This window comes from Streptomyces sp. NPDC027189 (genome assembly GCF_055566975.1).
This window is the reverse complement of record NZ_JBVHRI010000041.1, coordinates 23,176-39,636: the sequence shown is the minus strand read 5'-3', so window position 1 is coordinate 39,636 and position 16,461 is coordinate 23,176. Positions and strand designations below refer to the sequence as shown.

The 16,461-nt window shown below is 68.2% G+C and carries 15 protein-coding genes and 3 pseudogenes; 10 read left to right on the top strand and 8 right to left on the bottom strand.

What is annotated here, in order from left to right; translation table 11 throughout:
• Positions 1-315: 315 nt before the first annotated feature.
• From ACZ4RZ_RS46440 to ACZ4RZ_RS46425, 4 genes are all read right to left on the bottom strand, one after another.
• Positions 316-1,035: a hypothetical protein gene (locus ACZ4RZ_RS46440; RefSeq protein WP_467753621.1), complete on the bottom strand. Its 720-nt coding sequence runs from the start codon at positions 1,033-1,035 to the stop codon at positions 316-318.
• 184 nt (positions 1,036-1,219) lie between these two features.
• On the bottom strand, positions 1,220-2,113 hold the full coding sequence (locus ACZ4RZ_RS46435) for an alpha/beta hydrolase (protein ID WP_467753620.1): 894 nt from the start codon (positions 2,111-2,113) through the stop codon (positions 1,220-1,222).
• A 197-nt stretch (positions 2,114-2,310) separates the two neighbouring features.
• Positions 2,311-2,955 carry an NADPH-dependent F420 reductase gene (locus ACZ4RZ_RS46430; protein ID WP_467753619.1) on the bottom strand — a complete coding sequence of 215 codons (645 nt, stop codon included), beginning with the start codon at positions 2,953-2,955 and terminating at the stop codon, positions 2,311-2,313.
• Positions 2,956-3,011: 56 nt separating this feature from the next.
• Positions 3,012-3,824: an inositol monophosphatase family protein gene (locus ACZ4RZ_RS46425; protein WP_467753618.1), complete on the bottom strand. Its 813-nt coding sequence runs from the start codon at positions 3,822-3,824 to the stop codon at positions 3,012-3,014.
• Between the two features lie 118 nt (positions 3,825-3,942).
• Here ACZ4RZ_RS46425 and ACZ4RZ_RS46420 point away from each other — a divergent pair, with 118 nt between their 5' ends.
• Complete coding sequence (locus ACZ4RZ_RS46420; RefSeq protein ID WP_467753617.1) at positions 3,943-4,887, top strand: LysR family transcriptional regulator; 945 nt, start codon at positions 3,943-3,945, stop codon at positions 4,885-4,887.
• A 148-nt stretch (positions 4,888-5,035) separates the two neighbouring features.
• Here ACZ4RZ_RS46420 and ACZ4RZ_RS46415 read toward each other — a convergent pair.
• Positions 5,036-5,332: pseudogene (locus tag ACZ4RZ_RS46415) on the bottom strand (ISL3 family transposase); the annotation flags it as partial.
• Between ACZ4RZ_RS46415 and ACZ4RZ_RS46410 the strand changes: the two are divergent.
• Together ACZ4RZ_RS46410 and ACZ4RZ_RS46405 are read left to right on the top strand one after the other, a co-directional pair.
• A pseudogene (locus ACZ4RZ_RS46410) lies at positions 5,328-5,539 on the top strand (SWIM zinc finger family protein); the annotation flags it as partial. The pseudogenes ACZ4RZ_RS46415 and ACZ4RZ_RS46410 sit on opposite strands and share 5 nt — an antisense overlap.
• Positions 5,540-5,686: 147 nt before the next feature.
• Positions 5,687-6,655: a hypothetical protein gene (locus ACZ4RZ_RS46405; RefSeq protein ID WP_467753616.1), complete on the top strand. Its 969-nt coding sequence runs from the start codon at positions 5,687-5,689 to the stop codon at positions 6,653-6,655.
• Between the two features lie 52 nt (positions 6,656-6,707).
• Here the strand turns inward: ACZ4RZ_RS46405 and ACZ4RZ_RS46400 are convergent, their stop codons facing one another.
• Positions 6,708-7,292 (bottom strand): CGNR zinc finger domain-containing protein, encoded by a 585-nt coding sequence (locus ACZ4RZ_RS46400; RefSeq protein ID WP_467753645.1) that lies wholly within the window; start codon positions 7,290-7,292, stop codon positions 6,708-6,710.
• Between the two features lie 129 nt (positions 7,293-7,421).
• A complete protein-coding gene (locus ACZ4RZ_RS46395; RefSeq protein WP_467753614.1) occupies positions 7,422-7,616 on the bottom strand; it encodes a hypothetical protein in 195 nt (64 codons plus the stop codon).
• Here ACZ4RZ_RS46395 and ACZ4RZ_RS46390 point away from each other — a divergent pair.
• Positions 7,600-7,914, top strand: a complete 315-nt coding sequence (locus tag ACZ4RZ_RS46390; RefSeq protein WP_467753613.1) for a tautomerase family protein — start codon at positions 7,600-7,602, stop codon at positions 7,912-7,914. The genes ACZ4RZ_RS46395 and ACZ4RZ_RS46390 overlap by 17 nt on opposite strands.
• A 710-nt stretch (positions 7,915-8,624) precedes the next feature.
• Positions 8,625-10,712, top strand: a complete 2,088-nt coding sequence (locus ACZ4RZ_RS46385; RefSeq protein WP_467753611.1) for an ATP-binding SpoIIE family protein phosphatase — start codon at positions 8,625-8,627, stop codon at positions 10,710-10,712.
• A gap of 31 nt (positions 10,713-10,743) precedes the next feature.
• Here the strand turns inward: ACZ4RZ_RS46385 and ACZ4RZ_RS46380 are convergent, their stop codons facing one another.
• Complete coding sequence (locus ACZ4RZ_RS46380) at positions 10,744-11,136, bottom strand: LysR family transcriptional regulator (protein ID WP_467753609.1); 393 nt, start codon at positions 11,134-11,136, stop codon at positions 10,744-10,746.
• Positions 11,137-11,605: 469 nt separating this feature from the next.
• Between ACZ4RZ_RS46380 and ACZ4RZ_RS46375 the strand changes: the two genes are divergently transcribed.
• The 5 genes and pseudogenes from ACZ4RZ_RS46375 (at position 11,606) to ACZ4RZ_RS46355 (ending at position 16,158) form a co-directional block, all read left to right on the top strand.
• Positions 11,606-12,214: a DJ-1/PfpI family protein gene (locus ACZ4RZ_RS46375; protein WP_467753608.1), complete on the top strand. Its 609-nt coding sequence runs from the start codon at positions 11,606-11,608 to the stop codon at positions 12,212-12,214.
• 186 nt (positions 12,215-12,400) lie between these two features.
• Positions 12,401-12,608 (top strand): annotated as a pseudogene (locus tag ACZ4RZ_RS46370) (IS1380 family transposase); the annotation flags it as partial.
• A gap of 791 nt (positions 12,609-13,399) precedes the next feature.
• On the top strand, positions 13,400-14,170 hold the full coding sequence (locus ACZ4RZ_RS46365) for an SDR family NAD(P)-dependent oxidoreductase (protein WP_467753607.1): 771 nt from the start codon (positions 13,400-13,402) through the stop codon (positions 14,168-14,170).
• A 6-nt stretch (positions 14,171-14,176) separates the two neighbouring features.
• Positions 14,177-14,626, top strand: coding sequence for a VOC family protein (locus ACZ4RZ_RS46360; RefSeq protein WP_467753606.1), 450 nt, complete (start codon positions 14,177-14,179; stop codon positions 14,624-14,626).
• Positions 14,623-16,158, top strand: a complete 1,536-nt coding sequence (locus ACZ4RZ_RS46355) for an MFS transporter (protein WP_467753605.1) — start codon at positions 14,623-14,625, stop codon at positions 16,156-16,158. Before ACZ4RZ_RS46360 ends, ACZ4RZ_RS46355 begins: the two co-directional genes overlap by 4 nt.
• Positions 16,159-16,461: the final 303 nt, after the last annotated feature.

Sequence of the window (16,461 nt, the reverse complement as noted above, 5' to 3'; positions counted from 1 at the left end):
GGGCCACTTCCGGTCAGCAAAGCGCCGGCATCAGACGCGAGGAGTCGGTTGGCAGTGGCACGGGATTCGTTGGCTCGTGGGATGGGCTCGTTCTCCAGGGCGCGCGAGCATCCGCGTTCGCGGTGGCCGAAGTGCCCCCACCGTTAAGGGATCCGGTACCGGTCGGCGGCCGGGAACGAGGTGGAGGGGGCGGTTTGCGACCCAGGACAAGGCCATCGGGCGTTTGACGGAGATCTACAAGCAGAAGAGCTGGGCCAATGGCTCCCGAAGACGGCGGATTCACAGGCAAAGCGGAGACATCGACCGAAGGCTCTGTCAGGTGAAGTGGATGTCGCTGAGGTCGATGGAAACCATGACCTGGTCCATGAGCGGGCGACCGTCGGTGTCGCGGCGGTAAGCCCGGCGTTTGGTGGGCAGCACGATGCCATCCGCTTCTGCGTAGTCGTAGACGTACTGTGCGGCGGCGAAGCCGCCGGCCACGTCGACGTGGTAGTCGTGGCGTCGCAGGAGCCGGTCGGGACCGAAGTAGAAGTCCTGGTGGGTGCTGTGGCTTTCGATCTGGAGTGGGAAGGTGGCGCGCAGACCTGGCCAGACCTCATCTCTTTCCCGCCACGGCTCGATGTCGGTGACCGTGAACCCGGGCATGGCGAGCAGGAAGGGCGTGGTGAGGTAGGTCCACAACGCATAGCCGTTGAAGTAGGCGCGGTCCAGCGGGTCCCAAGGGGTCTCCAGTGTGTGTCCGGAGAATGACGTCCGAGGGTCCTTGCGTTCGGCCACCACTTGCCCCTCGAGTTTTTCGATGCTCACTCGTCCGGGCGTGAAGTCGGTCTTCTGATCGGGAGCGCCGAAGGGCTGTACCGAGGCGTGCTCCTCGTGCAGCCTCACGGTCATCATGCGCGGCGTGGCATCCTGCGGCAGGCCCTTGATGACGAACAGGTCGCCACCGCTGACAAGGGTGGCCTGCGCCTGGGCCAGTTCCTCCCAGCGTTCGCTCCCGCCATGGGCCTCGATCACCTTGGTGAGCAGATCATTCACGTTGGTCTCCTACCGTGCTTTCCGTTCTCGGTCCGGGAGTGGAGCTGGTGGTTCGGCCGGATGGGTCAGTACCGGGGCACGCTTCACCCGGCCGCCCAAGCTGAAATCCGGGCCTTCGGCGTGCCCGAAGACGACACGGTCGCTGCTGCGGGTCGTTCGGGACCAGTGTGGGCGTGTTGGCCTGTCATGTGAGGTGCTCACGGAACCAGGCGAGGGCGGCGGCGCTCGACTGGTCGAACTGGGTGGTGTACGGGTCGAAGTGGCCGCCCGGGAGCAACTGCAGCCGCTTCGGTTCGAGCGCCCGTTCGTAGGCGGCGAGTGCCAGGTCGGTGACGGTGACCGTGTCGTTGAGAGCGACCACCATGAGCAGCGGTGTGGGAGAGACCCTCGTGATCCAGGTTCCCGGCTCGTACATGCGAGCCGCGCGGGTCGAACGGACCGTGACCTTGTTCTCCCACACACCGTCGGACTTCGGCTGCAGGTAGAAGTCGATGGCTCCCTGCGACCGGTACGACGTGGGCACCGCGGGATCACTGCTGACGATGGCCACGGTGCGCGGAGCTTCGCCGCGGAACCGTGCCCGTTCGTCCTCGTTGAGGGACTCCTCGAGGCCTGCTCGGGCGTCGGGATCGACGCGGCGCAGTCCCTGCTCGTACCCGCTGATGGTCGGGACCTGGGAGACCACGGCCCGCAGCCGACGGTCCGTCGCACCCAGTACGATCGCGTGGCCGCCGGCGTAGCTGGTGCCCCACAGGCCGATCCGCTCGGCATCGACCTCGGGCCGGCTCTCCAGGTAGGAGACGGCGCGCCGCCAGTCGGCGATCTGCTGCCAGGGTTCCACGTCCTGCCGCGGCTCGCCGTCACTGGCCCCGAAAGTGCGGTGGTCGTGCAGCAGGACGACGAATCCGTTCTCGGCGAAGGCTCGCGCGAAGGGCTCGAGCCCGTGGTCCCTGACCCCCGCGTAGCCATGGGCCATGGTGATCGCCGGATGCGGACCCGGCCCGCCCGGGAGGAAGAGCCAACCGCGCAGTGTGACACCGCCGTCGGCTTCGAATTCAACATCCTTGCGTTCCATCATGAGGAACCTCCTCGATGAAACCGGGGCTCAGCTCGGTGGAATGACAGGCGTCGTCGGCGAACCGGTTGTGCAGGAACGGTCCGTTCGCCTCGGTACGGTCGCCGATACCGCACGGCGCTGCGCCGAATACGCCCACTGCCGGAGGAGGCGGAGGGATAGGACGGAGGAGCAGTGCTCTGAACCCGGCCCTGGTGCGGTCAGCGGGAGAGGGAGACGGCGAAGGGCTTGAAGCCGTGTCGGCGCAGGATGTGGGGCACGACCAGGATCATGGCCTCGGTGGCGCGGGCTGTGGCGATGTCTCCGAGGTCCTCGATCCATGCGGGCTGCCAGCCCAGGTCGCCGAGCAGGCCGGTGACGGTCTTCTTCGCGTGTTCGTCGTTGCCCGAGACATAGACGGTCGGCGGGGTGGCCAGGATTTCGGGGGCGGTCATGACCATGAACAACATGGTGTTGAGAGTCTTGACCACACGGGTGTCGGGGAGGGCGGCCTGAAGTTGCTCGGCGAGGCTGCTGCCGGGGTAGCACAGGTCGCCGGGCAGGCCGTCGGCGTCGCGGGTGGCGTTGGAGACGTCGACGAGGATCTTTCCGGCGAGTTCGGTGCGCAGGTCGGTGAGGCGGTCCAGGGCGCTGTCGCCGGGCGTCGCGTTGATCACGATGTCCGCGGTGCGGGTGGTGGTGCGCTGGTCGGAGAAGGAGATGCGGGGGTTGACGGCCTCGGTGGGCGCTCCAGTCTGCTCCTTTGGATTCCGGCGGCCGAGGATGACGTGGTGTCCGGCCGCGGCGAGCTTGCCGGCGAGGCTGGCGCCGACGCGACCGGCGCCCAGGATTCCGATGCTGGTCATGAGGTGATGCTCCTTGCGGTGTCGAAAAGGAGGAAGGGGAACAGGTCGCTTCGCGATCAGACGATCGGCGACAGGACGTCGAGGGCGGCGGCGTGGATGCCGGGGGCGGCGGCCAGGAAGTCTCGGCTGCTCGTGCTCCAGGGCTCGCCCGCCAGGTCGGTGACGGCGCCTCCTGCCTCGGAAACCAGCAAGGCACCGGCGACCAGGCCGGACCGGACGTCGGAGAACTGCCAGAACGCGTCCATGTGCCCGGCGGCGACGTGGATGAGCTGCATCGTGGCGGGAACGGACACGCGCGCCACGAGTGCGTCGGTGAGCATGGCGGTGACCGACTCGCCGATCCGCCGGAAGGTGTTCTTGTCCTCGCCGGGCTTGGCCTGACCGGTGCCGACGAGCGCGGCGCCCAGGTCGGTCTTGGCGGACACCTTCAGGGGCCGGTCGTTGAGGCGGGCGCCGCCGCCGGCGACGGCGGTGTAGGTGTCGCCGGTCAGCGGCAGGTGGACGACGGTGAGTACCGGCCGGTTGTCGCGGACGAGGGTGGCGGTGACGGCCCACTCCGGCATGGCGTGGACGTGGTTGATGTTGCCCTCGGCGGGGTCGACGACCCACCACTCCCCGGGCGGGAGCGCGCCGCCGGCCAGCTCGTCCTCGGCCCACTGCGATCCACTCCGGGCCCGCAGCAGCGGTTCCCGCAGCATGTCCAGCACCGCGTCGTCGTTGGCGTGGATCTCATCGACGACCTCGTTCAAGCTCACGCCTCGGGCGTGCGGGGTGTAGCGGTCGCGCAGCGTGAGGCCGGCGGTCTTCACCGCGGCTGTCACATCGGACATGAGCGTCGTGCCGGCGTCGAAAGGCATGGCTGTACTCATGGCGGGCTCCCTGGGGGTTCGGTGACTGCGGAGCGGCTTGTCTCGCACCCGCACTCCGAAACTAGGCCGCCTGACGATTAACAACAAGTGCATGCTTTTCACTCGTAGAGTTACTCTCATGCAATTGGATCTGAACCTGCTCACGGCTCTGGACGCGTTGCTCGAAGAGGGCAGTGTCGCCGGCGCCGCGGCCCGCCTCCACGTCACCGCACCGGCGATGAGCCGCTCCCTGGGCCGTATCCGCAGGGCCACCGGTGACCAGATCCTGGTCCGCACCGGCCGCAGCATGGTCCCCACCCCCCGCGCGCTGGCCCTCCGCGCCCAGGTCCACACCCTCGTGCAGCAGGCCCACCAACTCCTGTCCGCACAGCAGGAACTCGACCTGGCAGCTCTGGAGCGGGTGTTCACCGTGCGCTGGCACGACGCCCTGACCGCCGCCTGCGGCACGGCCCTGATCGCCGCCATCCACCGCCAAGCCCCCGGCGTCCAGCTGCGCCTGCCCGCCGAATCCGGCACGGACACCCCCGAGCTGCGACGGGGCGAGGTCGACCTCGAATCCAGCTCCAGCCGGCCGACGATCCCCGACATCCGCCACCGCCTCGTCGGCAGCGACCAGCTCATTGTCGCCGTCCGCCCCGGCCACCCACTCACCGAAGGCCCGCTCGGCCTCGAGCGCTACGCGGCCGCCGAACACCTCACCGTCTCGCGGCGCGGACGCCTGCGCGACCCGATCGACGACGCCCTGACCACGCGCGGGCACGAACGCCGCGTCGTCGCCGCAGCGCCCACCGTCGCCTTCGCGCTGCAACTCGCCCCCGACACCGACCTGGTGCTCACCCTTCCCGACACGGTCACCCGCACGGCCCGGGACCAACTCGGCCTGATCACACTGCCCCTGCCACTCCAGATGCCCGCCATCCCGCTGTACCTGCTGTGGCACCAGCGCTACGACGCCGACCGCGCCCACACCTGGCTGCGCGACCTGGCCACCGAAACCGTCCAGGCACTGTTCGCACCACCGACCGCGTCCCAACTTCCCCTCACCTTCCGAACCGGGCAGTGACGGGTACGCCCGGAAACAGGCCCGTTGCGGCTGACTCCCGTTCTCGTGAACATCACCTATTCGTGCGAGCGTGCGACTCCCAATCTCATGTCGAAACGACGTCGCAAGTCGGTTTCTGGCTCAACTTCTGTGACGTGGCCACGCTCCGTCACCACAACAGGACGCGTTTGCAGAGGAGTTGGAAGCCGGCAGGGCCGAACATCTGGCGCTTGATCCGGTTGACATGCCCTTCGACGACACCCGAGTTCCAGGCCAGCGTGAGGCCAGCGATGACGGCGTCGCGGTCGCGGTCGATGCCCGCGGCGAGGGTGTGAAGGCTCGGCAGGTCGTCCTGCCGGACGGCGTCGAGCCGGTCTGGCAGGCGCTCGCCCTGGCGCTCGATGAGCATCGCCCCGAAGGAACGAACGTGCCTGGTGAGGGCATCGAGTTCGGGGCAGTGCGCCCGCCCGCTCCTCCTCGCCGCCGGCCTGCCGGCCTTCCGCCCTTGGCGCGACCACCTCACCCACCCCTGCGGGCATGTCGAACTCCGCCTGGGCCGGGACGGGTCGTGGTACGCGTCGAGTCGGAACCGGGCCACGACGACTGGTGGCCCCGCGGCACCCCCGACCTCGGTCCGGTCGGCGCCCTGACGGGCCTCGGCGCTTCGCCGGAGGCTTACGGGGATGCACCTATCTGGCGCGACGGGCCAAGCGGCGCGACCGGCAACGAACACGGCCTCTGTCACCCGATGTGCCACTACACTGCGCCGTGGCACCACAGGACACACACAGCAACTGGCCGAGAATGAACGGGGAGCGGCATGGCTACGGGGGGATGGGGCCCGGGAAACGGCCCGGGTCAGCCTGGCGGCAACGGACCAGGAGGCCAGGGCGGCTGGGGCGCTCCCTACGGACCACCGCAGGGCGCCCCCTACGGTCCGCCACCACCGAATCCGGGCCCGTACCCGAACCAGCCTTCGTACCCCTACGGCCCCCAGCCTACGAGGCCCGCCGCCCGGCGCCGCCGCGGTTGCCTGTCGTTCGGCTCTCCCTTCGGGCTCGTCGGCGCGATCCTGCGCTCCGCGCACCGCGTTGCCACCAGGCTCTTCGCGCAGGAGGGCGAAGGCCGGGTCGAGGACCGCACCGTGGACCGCGTCCAGCTGGCCCGCACGGTGCTCGGTGCCGCCGCCACCATCGCCCTGATCCTCGCCTACAACGTGGACCCGAACCGCTGGAAGGACGCGGCCGAAGGCGGTGCCGCCCAACTCATCATCGCCCCGTTCGTGCTGATCATCGCCGCGCCCCTGGTCATCATCGGATTCATCTACTACGCGCCCCCGCACCTGCGGCCGCATCTGCGCTCCCGGCTGCGCGCTCCGCTCAAGGCGGTCGGCTGGTACGTGCTGACGTTGGTCGTGATGGGCGCAGTCCTCGTCCCGACGGCCCTGACCGTCGACGCCGACGACGGGAAGAGCTGGTGGGAGTACGTACTGGCCGTCGCCTCGCTGATCGTGATCGTGTGGGGTTTTCCCTTCTTCTTCATGGCGTCGCTGTACTCGGCCCGCAGTGCCTTCAACAGCGCCCAGGTCCACCCGATGCTGCCGCCCGTCCTCACCCTGACGCTGGTGTGGGTGTTCGCGGCCTTCAACCTGATCGGCGACGGCATGCCGGGGGGCCCGCCTATCGTCCAGTTCTGCTCCACGCTGGGCGGGCCGCTGTCGGTGACCGCCGTCTCGCTGTGGGAACTGCGCCGGATGAAGACCCGTTTCGGCGTCACCCTGCGCGCCTGATCCGGCTCTGGCTCAAACTGTGCACAAGTTGAGCCAGAGCCGCAATCGGTGCCTACGACGCGCTCTGGGCTCGTTGCCGTGCCCGATAGGCACGCAGATTCGCCGCGTTGCCACAGATCTTGACGTCGTGCCAGACACCGCTGTTGTTGCGTGACCGGTCGAAGAAGGCCGTCCCGCATCGCTCGTAACGGCACAATTTCAGCCGCTGCCAGGTACCCACCCGTTGGGCTTGGAAGACCTCGATCAGGGCGAGCGCCGCCACCCGCCGCCACCCGGCACCGCGGGGCTCCGGGCGCACCTGCCCGTTCCCGCCGAGCTGCAGGGCCACCGCCGCGGTGTGCAGCGAGGGAAGTGCGCCATCACTGTCGTGCCCCGCTGTGCGGCGCAGCTCGTCACGAAAGGCGCGAAGCTCCTCGTGGTCGTTCGGGCCGAGCTCTATCCCGGCCGCAGGGGTGCCGGTGGATCGGCTCCATTGCGCCAGAGCCTGTGCGAGCCAGGTCCGGGCATCGACAGGGTCTGCGAGCAGGTCCTTGGTGCGCGGCTTGCCGGCGGAGATGGTGTTCATGAGGTCCTGCACGAAGGCAAGCCCCTCCGGGGCCGGCTCCATGCCGTAGCGAACCGTGGCCGACCAGCTCATCAGGATCACCTCCGCGGTTGGCGTGCTATCTAGACGGCAAAAGAAGTATACCCCTTTCATATCTTACTTAAGTTGACGTTCCGTGAAGGGAGGAGACGGCCGGCCGGTCAAGGCCGACCTCGCCTCACGTCAGAGGGACACCCATACGGCGCCGGGGCCCGGGGTCGGCTCCACTTCGGCACAGGCAACCTCGTGCCCGCAGGAACAGCGCAGCTCAACCTCGACATGGCCGCCGCAGCCGGAGTGCTGCAGCACCACCGGCACGCCGCCCGTGTCGCCGAGATGAGCGTCGCCGTACCAGTCACTGGTGCAGGGACTCGGCATTCCCGAAGGCGACCGCTTCATCATGATCAGCGAACACCGGGAGAACGAACTGTTCCTGGATCCGACGTTCATGGGCATGCAGCGCAGCAGCGATGCCATGATCATCACGGTACTCCTGGGGGCTCACCGGCCCCTTGAGGACAAGCGGGCAGTGAGCGCGGCCATCAACAAGCTGGTGGTCGAGGCGCTCGACGTCTCCCCCGACGACATATTCGTCGCGTTGATTCCGGTACCGAACGAGAACTTCTCCTTCGGCAGGGGCGATCTTCAGCTTGCCGAAGGTGCCCCTCGCTGGTGAACCCCGGGCTGCGGTCCAATCGAAGAACTCGCCCATAGGTGGGCGCAGGCGCGTCTCCCGCCGCGGCGATCGACGACATTCGATGCGAGCTGAACCGGGCTTCGTGGAAGATGCGCCAGGACTCCAGGCGAGCCACACGCCGCTCCACCGGCGCTCGTGCCGCGGACAGCACGTGGTCGACCGTGCGCCGGGTCGGCGACAGGTCGTGGCCTGGCGGACGCCTGACCGGTGTCGTCGCCCACGGGCCTGCGCCGGCGCCTCGCCGCCCAGGCAGGAGCGGTAGGCGATCACCGGGATGCCCTCGCGTTCGCAGATGCGCATGTTCCGGTGGGCGCGGGCTGCCGTCAGGTCGTGGGCACGGCCGAGCATCGCGGGCGAGATCCACAGCAGCTGCCCGACCGGGGCCGTCACCGCCTGCGCGTCACCGCATGTCGCCCCTGCTCGTGGGAGTAGTCGGCCCGGCCGTCCCCGACTTGGTCGCACTTGGACGACACATCGTCACCGCTGCCCTCGGCTCCGGTGATCACATAGCGTCGGAGCGGGTCGGACGGCGGAAGTAAAATGAGGCGAGCATCGGAACCAACGGCAGTTGGGCGGCGAAACAGATGCAACGACATGGGGCCATTCCGCCGGGTTCGAAGCGTCTTCCTACACCAACGCGGGACAGGGATCAGCTGCTCCTCTCGGCGGCCGAGGAAGTTGTTCGCGGCTTGGGTGCGTCGGCCGCGACAGTCTTTCTGAAGGTGCCGGGAACGTCTGAACTGCATTCTGCGGTAGCGGCGCTGACCGCCTTGGGAGTGGGAGCGCTCGAACGTATATCCCTCGAGGACAACAGCTACGCGTCGTCACGGGCATGGCAGTCGGGCTGTGTGGAAGTCGCCAGTAATATGGAAATCCTGGCGGGCCACCCCAGCCTGGCAGTCTTCGCTTCCTTCCCGCTGGGGGGTGCAGCCGCTCCACTCTTCTCGCCGACCCGTCGCTTCGGGACACTCACGGCGTTTTGGCAGCGCGCTGGTGTCGAGGCCACTCAGCCGGAACGAGAGCGTCTGACCGCTGCAGCCGCGTCACTGGCCCGCGACCTGGATCGGTTGGCCGATCGCGGGATATCGATGGCTCCACCCAGGGTCCCGCACGTCGTCGACGTGGAAGACCGGGGGGCGGGAGCCGAAGGCGTGACCTCATCGACCACTCCGCTGATCTACCACGTTCACCAACTCGCCATACTCCTGGCGACCACGGTTCACACGCAAGACGCTGTCGAGATGACCATGCAGCGGGTCATGGACGGATTGCAGGCCCAAGCAGCCGTCATCTGCCTCATCGACGGAAACCGGCTCACCGTGGCAGGTGCAGCGGGTTGTGCGAACGAATTGGTGCGCACCTTGAACGGCTCACCGCTCGGGCAGTGCATGCCCGAGACGGAGGCGGTGGACCGTCAGCAGCAATTGGTGTACGTCCCCGCAGATGCACAGACAGCGGGACGCCTGCCCGAGCCGATGTCCGACCAGGAGTGCTTCTGGGTGATCCTGCCGCTGCTCGCCGGGCGGAGGGCGGTCGGTGCACTGTCGATGGCGTTCGGTGACGAGCGCGGAGACATCATCGCCGGGCAGGGGCCGCTGTCAGCGCTGGCCACGGCTATCGGTCAAGCGGTGGAACGAACCCAGATGGACGAAGTCCGGCACGCGCTGGCCGATGACCTGCAGCACGCACTGCTGCCATCCATGCTGCCCCAGCCGGCCGGGGTGGTGAGCACCAGCAGGTATGCCTCGGCGACCAGCGGGATCGAACTCGGGGGAGACTGGTACGACCTCATTACTCTTCCCGAGAACCGGGTCGTGATGGTGATCGGGGACGTTCAGGGGCACAACACGGCCGCTGCCGTGGTGATGGGCGAGCTACGCAGCGCGGTACGCGCCTACACGACCGAGGGACACGATCCCGGAGTCGTGCTCGGCCGGGCCAACCAGCTCTTGATCGGTCTGGACACCGACCTCTTCGCCACGTGCTGCTGCGTCTGGCTCGATGCGGACACCGGCAGGGCCCAGGTAGCCACCGCTGGACACCCACCGCCTCTGATGCGCATGGCCGACGGCCGCATGCCACCCCTCTCCGTCGAGGCAGGTATACCTCTCGGCATCGACCCCGAGACGGACTTCAAGGTGACGGACCTGCAACTCGAGCCAGGAACTTTGCTCGCCTTCTACACGGACGGTCTGGCCGGTATCGGAAGCGACGTGGACCCAGGAGTGGTGAGCGCGGCCTTCGACGACCCCGGAAATCTCGAGTCTGTCGGCGACCGACTCATCAGGGGTTTCAGCAAGTCACCCCTGCGGCACGCCGATGATGCCGCCCTGCTCCTGGTCGCCTACGAGGGCCCCTCGGCTGAAGCTCAGCGCAATGTACGTCAGTTGAGAATCCACAGGCGCGATCTGCTGGGAGCACAGCGGACACGCAGGCTTCTGCGCGAGTGGTTGCAGGGGTGGGAGCTGTCCGCCATGGCTGATGAAGAGGAACTACTGGTGTCGGAGGTCGTCACCAACGGCTTGGTCCACGGCGACAGCGACGTGTACGTCTACGTCCGCAAGTATCCCGAACGCATACGTGTCGAGGTCCGTGACAGCGATCCGCATCTCGCGCAAGCCGTGACGGTTCCCCGCGAGGAGGACCAGGCCGAGGGAGGGCGGGGGCTGGTCATCGTCTCCGCGCTGGCTTCTGCATGGGGCAATTCACCCAGCGGACGAGGGAAAACGGTGTGGTTCGAATTGCCGACACCTGACACCCATGACGTTGATGCCTGACACGGTACGCATTTCGTCGCCGTTGAACGAATCAGCACTCCAGCGGGAATGGTGAAGCCCCGCTGGAGTAGTGGCCCGACCTGCGCGTCGGGCCAGGCAGCAGGACCAGAGCCTTGGAGGTGCCGGGCCAGCGCAGGAGCTCACACCACTCGTCGACGCGCTCGGCGAGCGTGTTGACGAGCTCCCTCAGCCTCGGGTGCACCCCGGAAGGAATGCCCACGAACATGGCGCTGCGTCCCGGCCGGGCCGCCTCGCGCCGCCGGAACGGAATGGAATTGACTTGTTCCAGTACCTCCCGCGCGAGCGGTAGCAGCGCCTCGCCCGCCGGCGTGAGTGCGACGCGGTGAGTGTCGCGCTCGAACAGCCGGTGGTCGAGCTCCCGCTCGAGGTCTTTGATCCGCTGGCTCAGCGGCGAAGTGGCCATGTGCAGTCGCCGGGCCGCCGCCAAAAATTCAGCTACTCGGCAACCGCAACGAAATAGCGCAAATGCAACATCTCCACCCCGTCACGTTAACCCCGATCCGCCGACCTGCTCCGAGCTGTCGCACATCAGGACGGCGGCTCATGCCGTGTCGGCTTTCCCGATACGCCAGGGGCGCGACGAGTGCGTCGGGGTGCAGCCGGGACGGCACCCCGGACTCCAGCGCGGCTGCTGTGAAGGAGGGCGACTCGACCTTCCTGGTCGGCGTGCTCGGAGGTCGGCGTGCTCGGAGGTCGGCAGGTCGGCAGGTCGGCAGGTCGGCAGGTCGGCAGGTCGGCGTACGGTAGGTACTCAGGCGCACAGCCCGAAACGAAGAGCGCCGGTAGGCATGCCACCAGCCGCTGTTTGGCTCTCGCCCGGGAACGGCGCGCCAGGGAGACTCCAGATCTGATGCCGACTTGAAGGAGTTGTGATGCAGGTAGCCGTGGTCACCTTCGACGGGTTCAACGAGCTCGACAGCTTCATCGCTTCCGCGCTGATCAACCGGTGCCGTAAGGACGGTTTGGAAGCCTTCATCACGACGCCGACACCGGTGGTCACGTCGATGAACGGCGTCGAGGTCACCGGGCAGCGCCCGATGGAGTTCGTGACCGAAGCCGACGTCGTGCTGATCGGTAGCGGGGTGAAGACGCGCGACGTGGTCGCCGACGACCGGCTGATCTCCAGGCTGCTGCTCACCCCTTCGCGACAGCTGATCGGTGCGCAGTGCTCCGGCGCGCTGGTGCTCGCCCGGCTCGGGTTGCTGGATGGCATGCCGGCTTGCACGGACATAAAGACCCGGCCCTTTGTCGAAGCCTGCGACGTCACCGTGCTGGACGCGCCGTTCCACGCCGAGGGGAACATCGCTACGGCGGGCGGTTGCCTGGCGTCCCAGTATCTCGCCACATGGGTGATCACCCGAACGCTCGGGGAGGACGCCGCGCGCGACGTCATCGACTACGTGGCTCCGGTCGGCGAAAATCAGGAGACCGTCGAGCGCGCCATGCGTGCCGTCCACGCGGGCGAGGTCGCACTGCACTGACGCGCCGCCATCAGCAATCTCAACGCGAAGATCCCCAACAGGTTCCTCACTCGAGCTTCCACTAGCCTCGCGCTTTCACGTGGCAGGGCGTCCGGTGGGTGATCAAAAACGCGGAGAGTGCTCCTGACCTGCAACGATAGGACTTGTCTAGGGTCCAGGTCGTCGCATGAAAGAAGCACTCTCCAGGTGAAGAAGCGTATCGGGTCCTACCCGCGTGTCTGTACCGAAAGCGGTGGGCGCGGAGTGGTCTCCCAGGCCGGCGCTGTGCTGCTTGTGGAGACGATCCGCAAGACCGGTCTGGATCAGGCGATATCGGCGGCGCTGGCATCGTGGCGCAAGCCGCGGGCGGTGCATGATCCGGGCAAGGCCCCCCCTGGATGTGGCGCTCGCGGTACCGACACGGCCGGTGAGGACGCGTGGTCCGTCGGACGCGGAGCGGTCCACCTGCCCACCACCGACGACGCACCCGGCGCTGCCCGATCACCGGCCCTGGCGGCAGACCGCTGTCCGGCACCAAGTCGGCGCCGGCAACGACGCCTCCGACACCAAGGTCAGCGGCGGTGCTTGACGCCGCCGACCTTGCCCGGGGGTACATCCGGGTCTTCATCAAGCGTTCCGGAGACGAGGTCCTGGTCGCCTCACCGACCCGGCTGCCCTCCGCCTGAGTGTGATGTCCGTTGGCCGGACCACGTCCGACACGGCCACCCTGTGCGCCGCTCCTCAATCGACGTGGGTGCTGTGCTGGGCACGGCGGGGGGGGCGCGTCAACCCCACACCCGCTCCCCGCCCCCGGCCGGCGGCGGATCCGGCGTGCGGTCCAACCCTACGCAGACAACCTGCGACCTCGACGCGCTCGCCAACGACGACTGTCGTCGCCGAACCGCGTACCGCCCTCAGCTCTGTCCCCCCAGGTCAGGCATCTGTGCGGTCACGGCGCCAGAGCGGCTGTTCGCGCGCTTCCCAGGTGGCAACTTGCCTTGCTCCGAGGTGACTTGCTCCGTCAACCGGCCTCGTGGGCAAAACGGCGTACGGACGCTTTCCGTGCGGCTGTGAGCCACCGCCCATACCTGCCATACGAACGTCCGATGCCCTATCGCTGACCTTCTTCTTGTTACAGCCCAGTCCCCTCCCTACGCTGCCACCACCGCGCCTGGGCGGAATGGGACAAGGGACACAGGAAGTCATATGGGTCGACTGGATGGGAAAATCGCCTTCATCAGTGGAACAGGAGCCGGAATAGGCCGTGCCGCGTCCCGGATATTCGCCTCTGAAGGCGCCGCTGTATTCGGCTGTGACATCGACAAGGAGAGTGCGGCCGAGACCGTCGACATCGTGGAGAAGGCCGGGGGAGTCATGCGGTCCCTGGCGCCCGTCGATCTCTCCACCGAGGAGGGCTCCCGGGAGTGGATCGAGGCCGGCATCGCGGCCTTCGGCGGGATCGACATCCTCTACAACAACGCCTCCGCGCTGCGGAACGGTCCGTTCGACACCCAGCCCGTCGAGGACTGGTACTTCACCCTCCGCAACGAGCTGGACATTCCCTACTTCTGCACGCGGGCGGCCTGGCCGCACCTGATCGCGCGCGGTGGCGGGGCCGTCCTCAACGTCGCCTCCGTGGCCGCCGTGCGCGGCGCGCCATTCCTGCCGATGGTGCCGCACGGTGCCGCCAAGGGCGGAGTGCTGGCGATGAGTAAGCACCTGTGCGCGGCCGGCGCCCCGCACCGCATCCGCGTCAACACCATCGCCCCCGGCATGATCCGCACCTCCGCCACCGCGCCCTTCCTCGACGACCCCGACGGGCCCAGGGCCCGGATGGAGGCGCGCATCCCGGTCGGCCGGGTCGGCGAACCGGAGGACATCGCCCGCGCGGCCGCCTTCCTCTGCTCCGACGAGGCGGCCTTCGTCAACGGCGCCAACCTCATGGCCGACGGCGGCGACAGCGCGATGGCGGGCTGAGCGGCCGTGACCACCCGACTCGACCACGTGGGCGTCAACGTGCGCGATCTCGCAGCCCAGGCCGCCTGGTACCAGGACGCCTTCGGGCTGAAGCTCGTCTTCGACTTCCACCTTGAAATCCCGGGGCTGCGCGGTGCCGTACTGGAACATCCCCATGGCTGGCGTGTCGAACTCCTCGCCCGCCCCGGCTCGGCGCCGGGCCTGCGGGCACCGGACCCGATGACCGCCGCCCTCACCGAGGGATACGGCCACGTCGCGCTCACCACTCCCGAACTGGACCCCGTTTACACGGCCCTCCTGGCCCACGGGGCGGGCGAGATCGTGAAACCCGGGCCGTCCCCCGAGCCCGGCGTGCGCATGGCCTGGGTCAGCGACCCCGAGGGAAATCTCATCGAACTCATGGAAAAGCAAGTCGGAACCCACCTCAAGAACGCAGAGCGAGGGCACGGAAAATGAAAGAGTCGATCTCCCTGAGAAGACTGGACCGCGGAACACTTATCGCGTGTTGTCTCGCCGTGGCGGTGGCACAGTTGTGCATTACCGTGCCCGCGCCGATCAACGGAAATATTCAGGCCGCTTTCGGGGCGTCGGGGTCCCAGGTGGCATGGGTAACCTCGGCCTTCATTCTCCCCACCGCTATTCTGGAACTGAACTTCGGTGTGGTCGGCGACCTGTTCGGCCGTAAGCGCCTTCTGGTGCTCGGCGGAATCGTCCTGGCACTCGGGGAACTCCTCAACGCCACCGCCCAGAACATCACCATGCTGTGGGTCGGGCAGGCGCTGGCCGGCATCGGCGCTGCCGCGCTCTTCCCCAGCTCCCTGGCGGTGATCGCGGCTGCCACGCCTGATCAGAAAGACCGGGCCAAGGCCGTCTCCACCTGGGCGCTGAGCATCTCCATCGCCTCCGCCGCGGGCCCGCTGTCCTCCGGTGTGCTCGCCACGATCGCCGACTTCCGCTGGGCGTTCGTGCCGCCGGTCGTTCTCGGACTGGCCGTCGGCGTCACGTGCTGGCTCCTCGTCACCGACTCCAAGGCTCCCGAGGGTCGCGCGCTCGACTGGCCGGGCCAGATCAGCATCGCGGTCGGCCTCACCGCCCTGCTCTGGGGCATCATCGAGGGCGGCGAGCGAGGCTGGAGCAGCCCGGCGATCGTCGGCGCGCTCGCCCTGGCCACGGCGGCGCTCGTCGCCTTCATCGCTGCCGAGAAGCGTGCCGCCTCGCCCATGTTCAACCTGGACCTGCTGCGCATCCCGTCGTTCTCGGCGGCGGCCGTGGTCGCGCTGGCCGGGATGTTCGGCTTCGTCGGCACCGCGTACGTCGTCTCCATCCGGCTCGGCGCCGTGATGCACCTGAGCGCGCTGCGCGCCGGTTTGCCGCTGATGATCCTCCAGCTGATCCCGCTGCTGCTGGCGCCGGTGCTCAGCAAGATGCTCACCCGCGTCGAGCCGCGCTGGCTGCTGATGGGCGGTCTCCTGCCGATGGCCGCGGGACAGTTCTGGATCGCCGCGCTGCCCATCACCACGACCTCCCTCACGGCCTTCCTCGGCCCGGTGCTGCTGCTCGGCGTCGGCTTCATCTGCGTCGTGTCCTCATTGACGTCCGCCGCCGTGAACGCTGTGCCCATCCAGATGACCGGCATGGCCAGCGGCGCCACCAGCCTGGTGCGCGAGTTCGGACAGGGACTCGGCCCCGCCGTGATCAGCACGATCGCGATGGGCGCCGCCTCCTCGGCGCTGGTGGGCAGGCTCAGCGGCAAGGACGCCGGCATACAGCAGGCGGCGGGACCGCTCGCCGTGGTCAACGTCGGCAGCGACAGCGCCAAGGCCGCCGCCCAGACCGCCCTCGCCCACGGCATGGCCCTCGGTGTGATCGTCTGCGGCTGCGCCTCCCTGCTCGGCGCGCTGCTCACCCTGCTGCTGGTCCGCAAGAGCACCGCCCGCTCCGCGGTCGGCGCGGGCGAGCCGGCGATCCAGATGACCGCGTCCGTGTAGCGGGCAACGTAGCGAAGAAGAGGCCAGGGCCGAAGCCCTGGCCTCCTCACATGTGCGGTGACGCCATGTCCGCGGCGCGCACGCTCACTCGTGCGCGCCCGACCCACGTCTGGCGTCCGTTTTCGTTCACTCCACACGCGATCACCCCTCCGTGCTACGGCACGGAGGGGTGATCGCGTCAGTGGGACGGTCATTGTCGGAAGACAAGCACGGCCCCGCGGCCGTCCGTCCACGGCCCGACAGCGGCAAGCCCGCCGTCGGCGCGCCGGCAGGCCGATCAGACGCTCACGGTGGACGGGGCGT

Bases quoted from the DNA above. Each gene is read 5' to 3' on its own strand.
- ACZ4RZ_RS46435 (WP_467753620.1), bottom strand. From the start codon at position 2,113: ATGATGGAACGCAAGGATGTTGAATTCGAAGCCGACGGCGGTGTCACA.
- ACZ4RZ_RS46365 (WP_467753607.1), top strand. From the start codon at position 13,400: ATGGGTCGACTGGATGGGAAAATCGCCTTCATCAGTGGAACAGGAGCC.
- ACZ4RZ_RS46380 (WP_467753609.1), bottom strand. From the start codon at position 11,136: ATGGCCACTTCGCCGCTGAGCCAGCGGATCAAAGACCTCGAGCGGGAG.
- ACZ4RZ_RS46430 (WP_467753619.1), bottom strand. From the start codon at position 2,955: ATGACCAGCATCGGAATCCTGGGCGCCGGTCGCGTCGGCGCCAGCCTC.
- ACZ4RZ_RS46375 (WP_467753608.1), top strand. From the start codon at position 11,606: ATGCAGGTAGCCGTGGTCACCTTCGACGGGTTCAACGAGCTCGACAGC.
- ACZ4RZ_RS46420 (WP_467753617.1), top strand. From the start codon at position 3,943: ATGCAATTGGATCTGAACCTGCTCACGGCTCTGGACGCGTTGCTCGAA.
- ACZ4RZ_RS46400 (WP_467753645.1), bottom strand. From the start codon at position 7,292: ATGAGCTGGTCGGCCACGGTTCGCTACGGCATGGAGCCGGCCCCGGAG.
- ACZ4RZ_RS46355 (WP_467753605.1), top strand. From the start codon at position 14,623: ATGAAAGAGTCGATCTCCCTGAGAAGACTGGACCGCGGAACACTTATC.
- ACZ4RZ_RS46405 (WP_467753616.1), top strand. From the start codon at position 5,687: ATGGCTACGGGGGGATGGGGCCCGGGAAACGGCCCGGGTCAGCCTGGC.
- ACZ4RZ_RS46395 (WP_467753614.1), bottom strand. From the start codon at position 7,616: ATGCCGAGTCCCTGCACCAGTGACTGGTACGGCGACGCTCATCTCGGC.
- ACZ4RZ_RS46425 (WP_467753618.1), bottom strand. From the start codon at position 3,824: ATGAGTACAGCCATGCCTTTCGACGCCGGCACGACGCTCATGTCCGAT.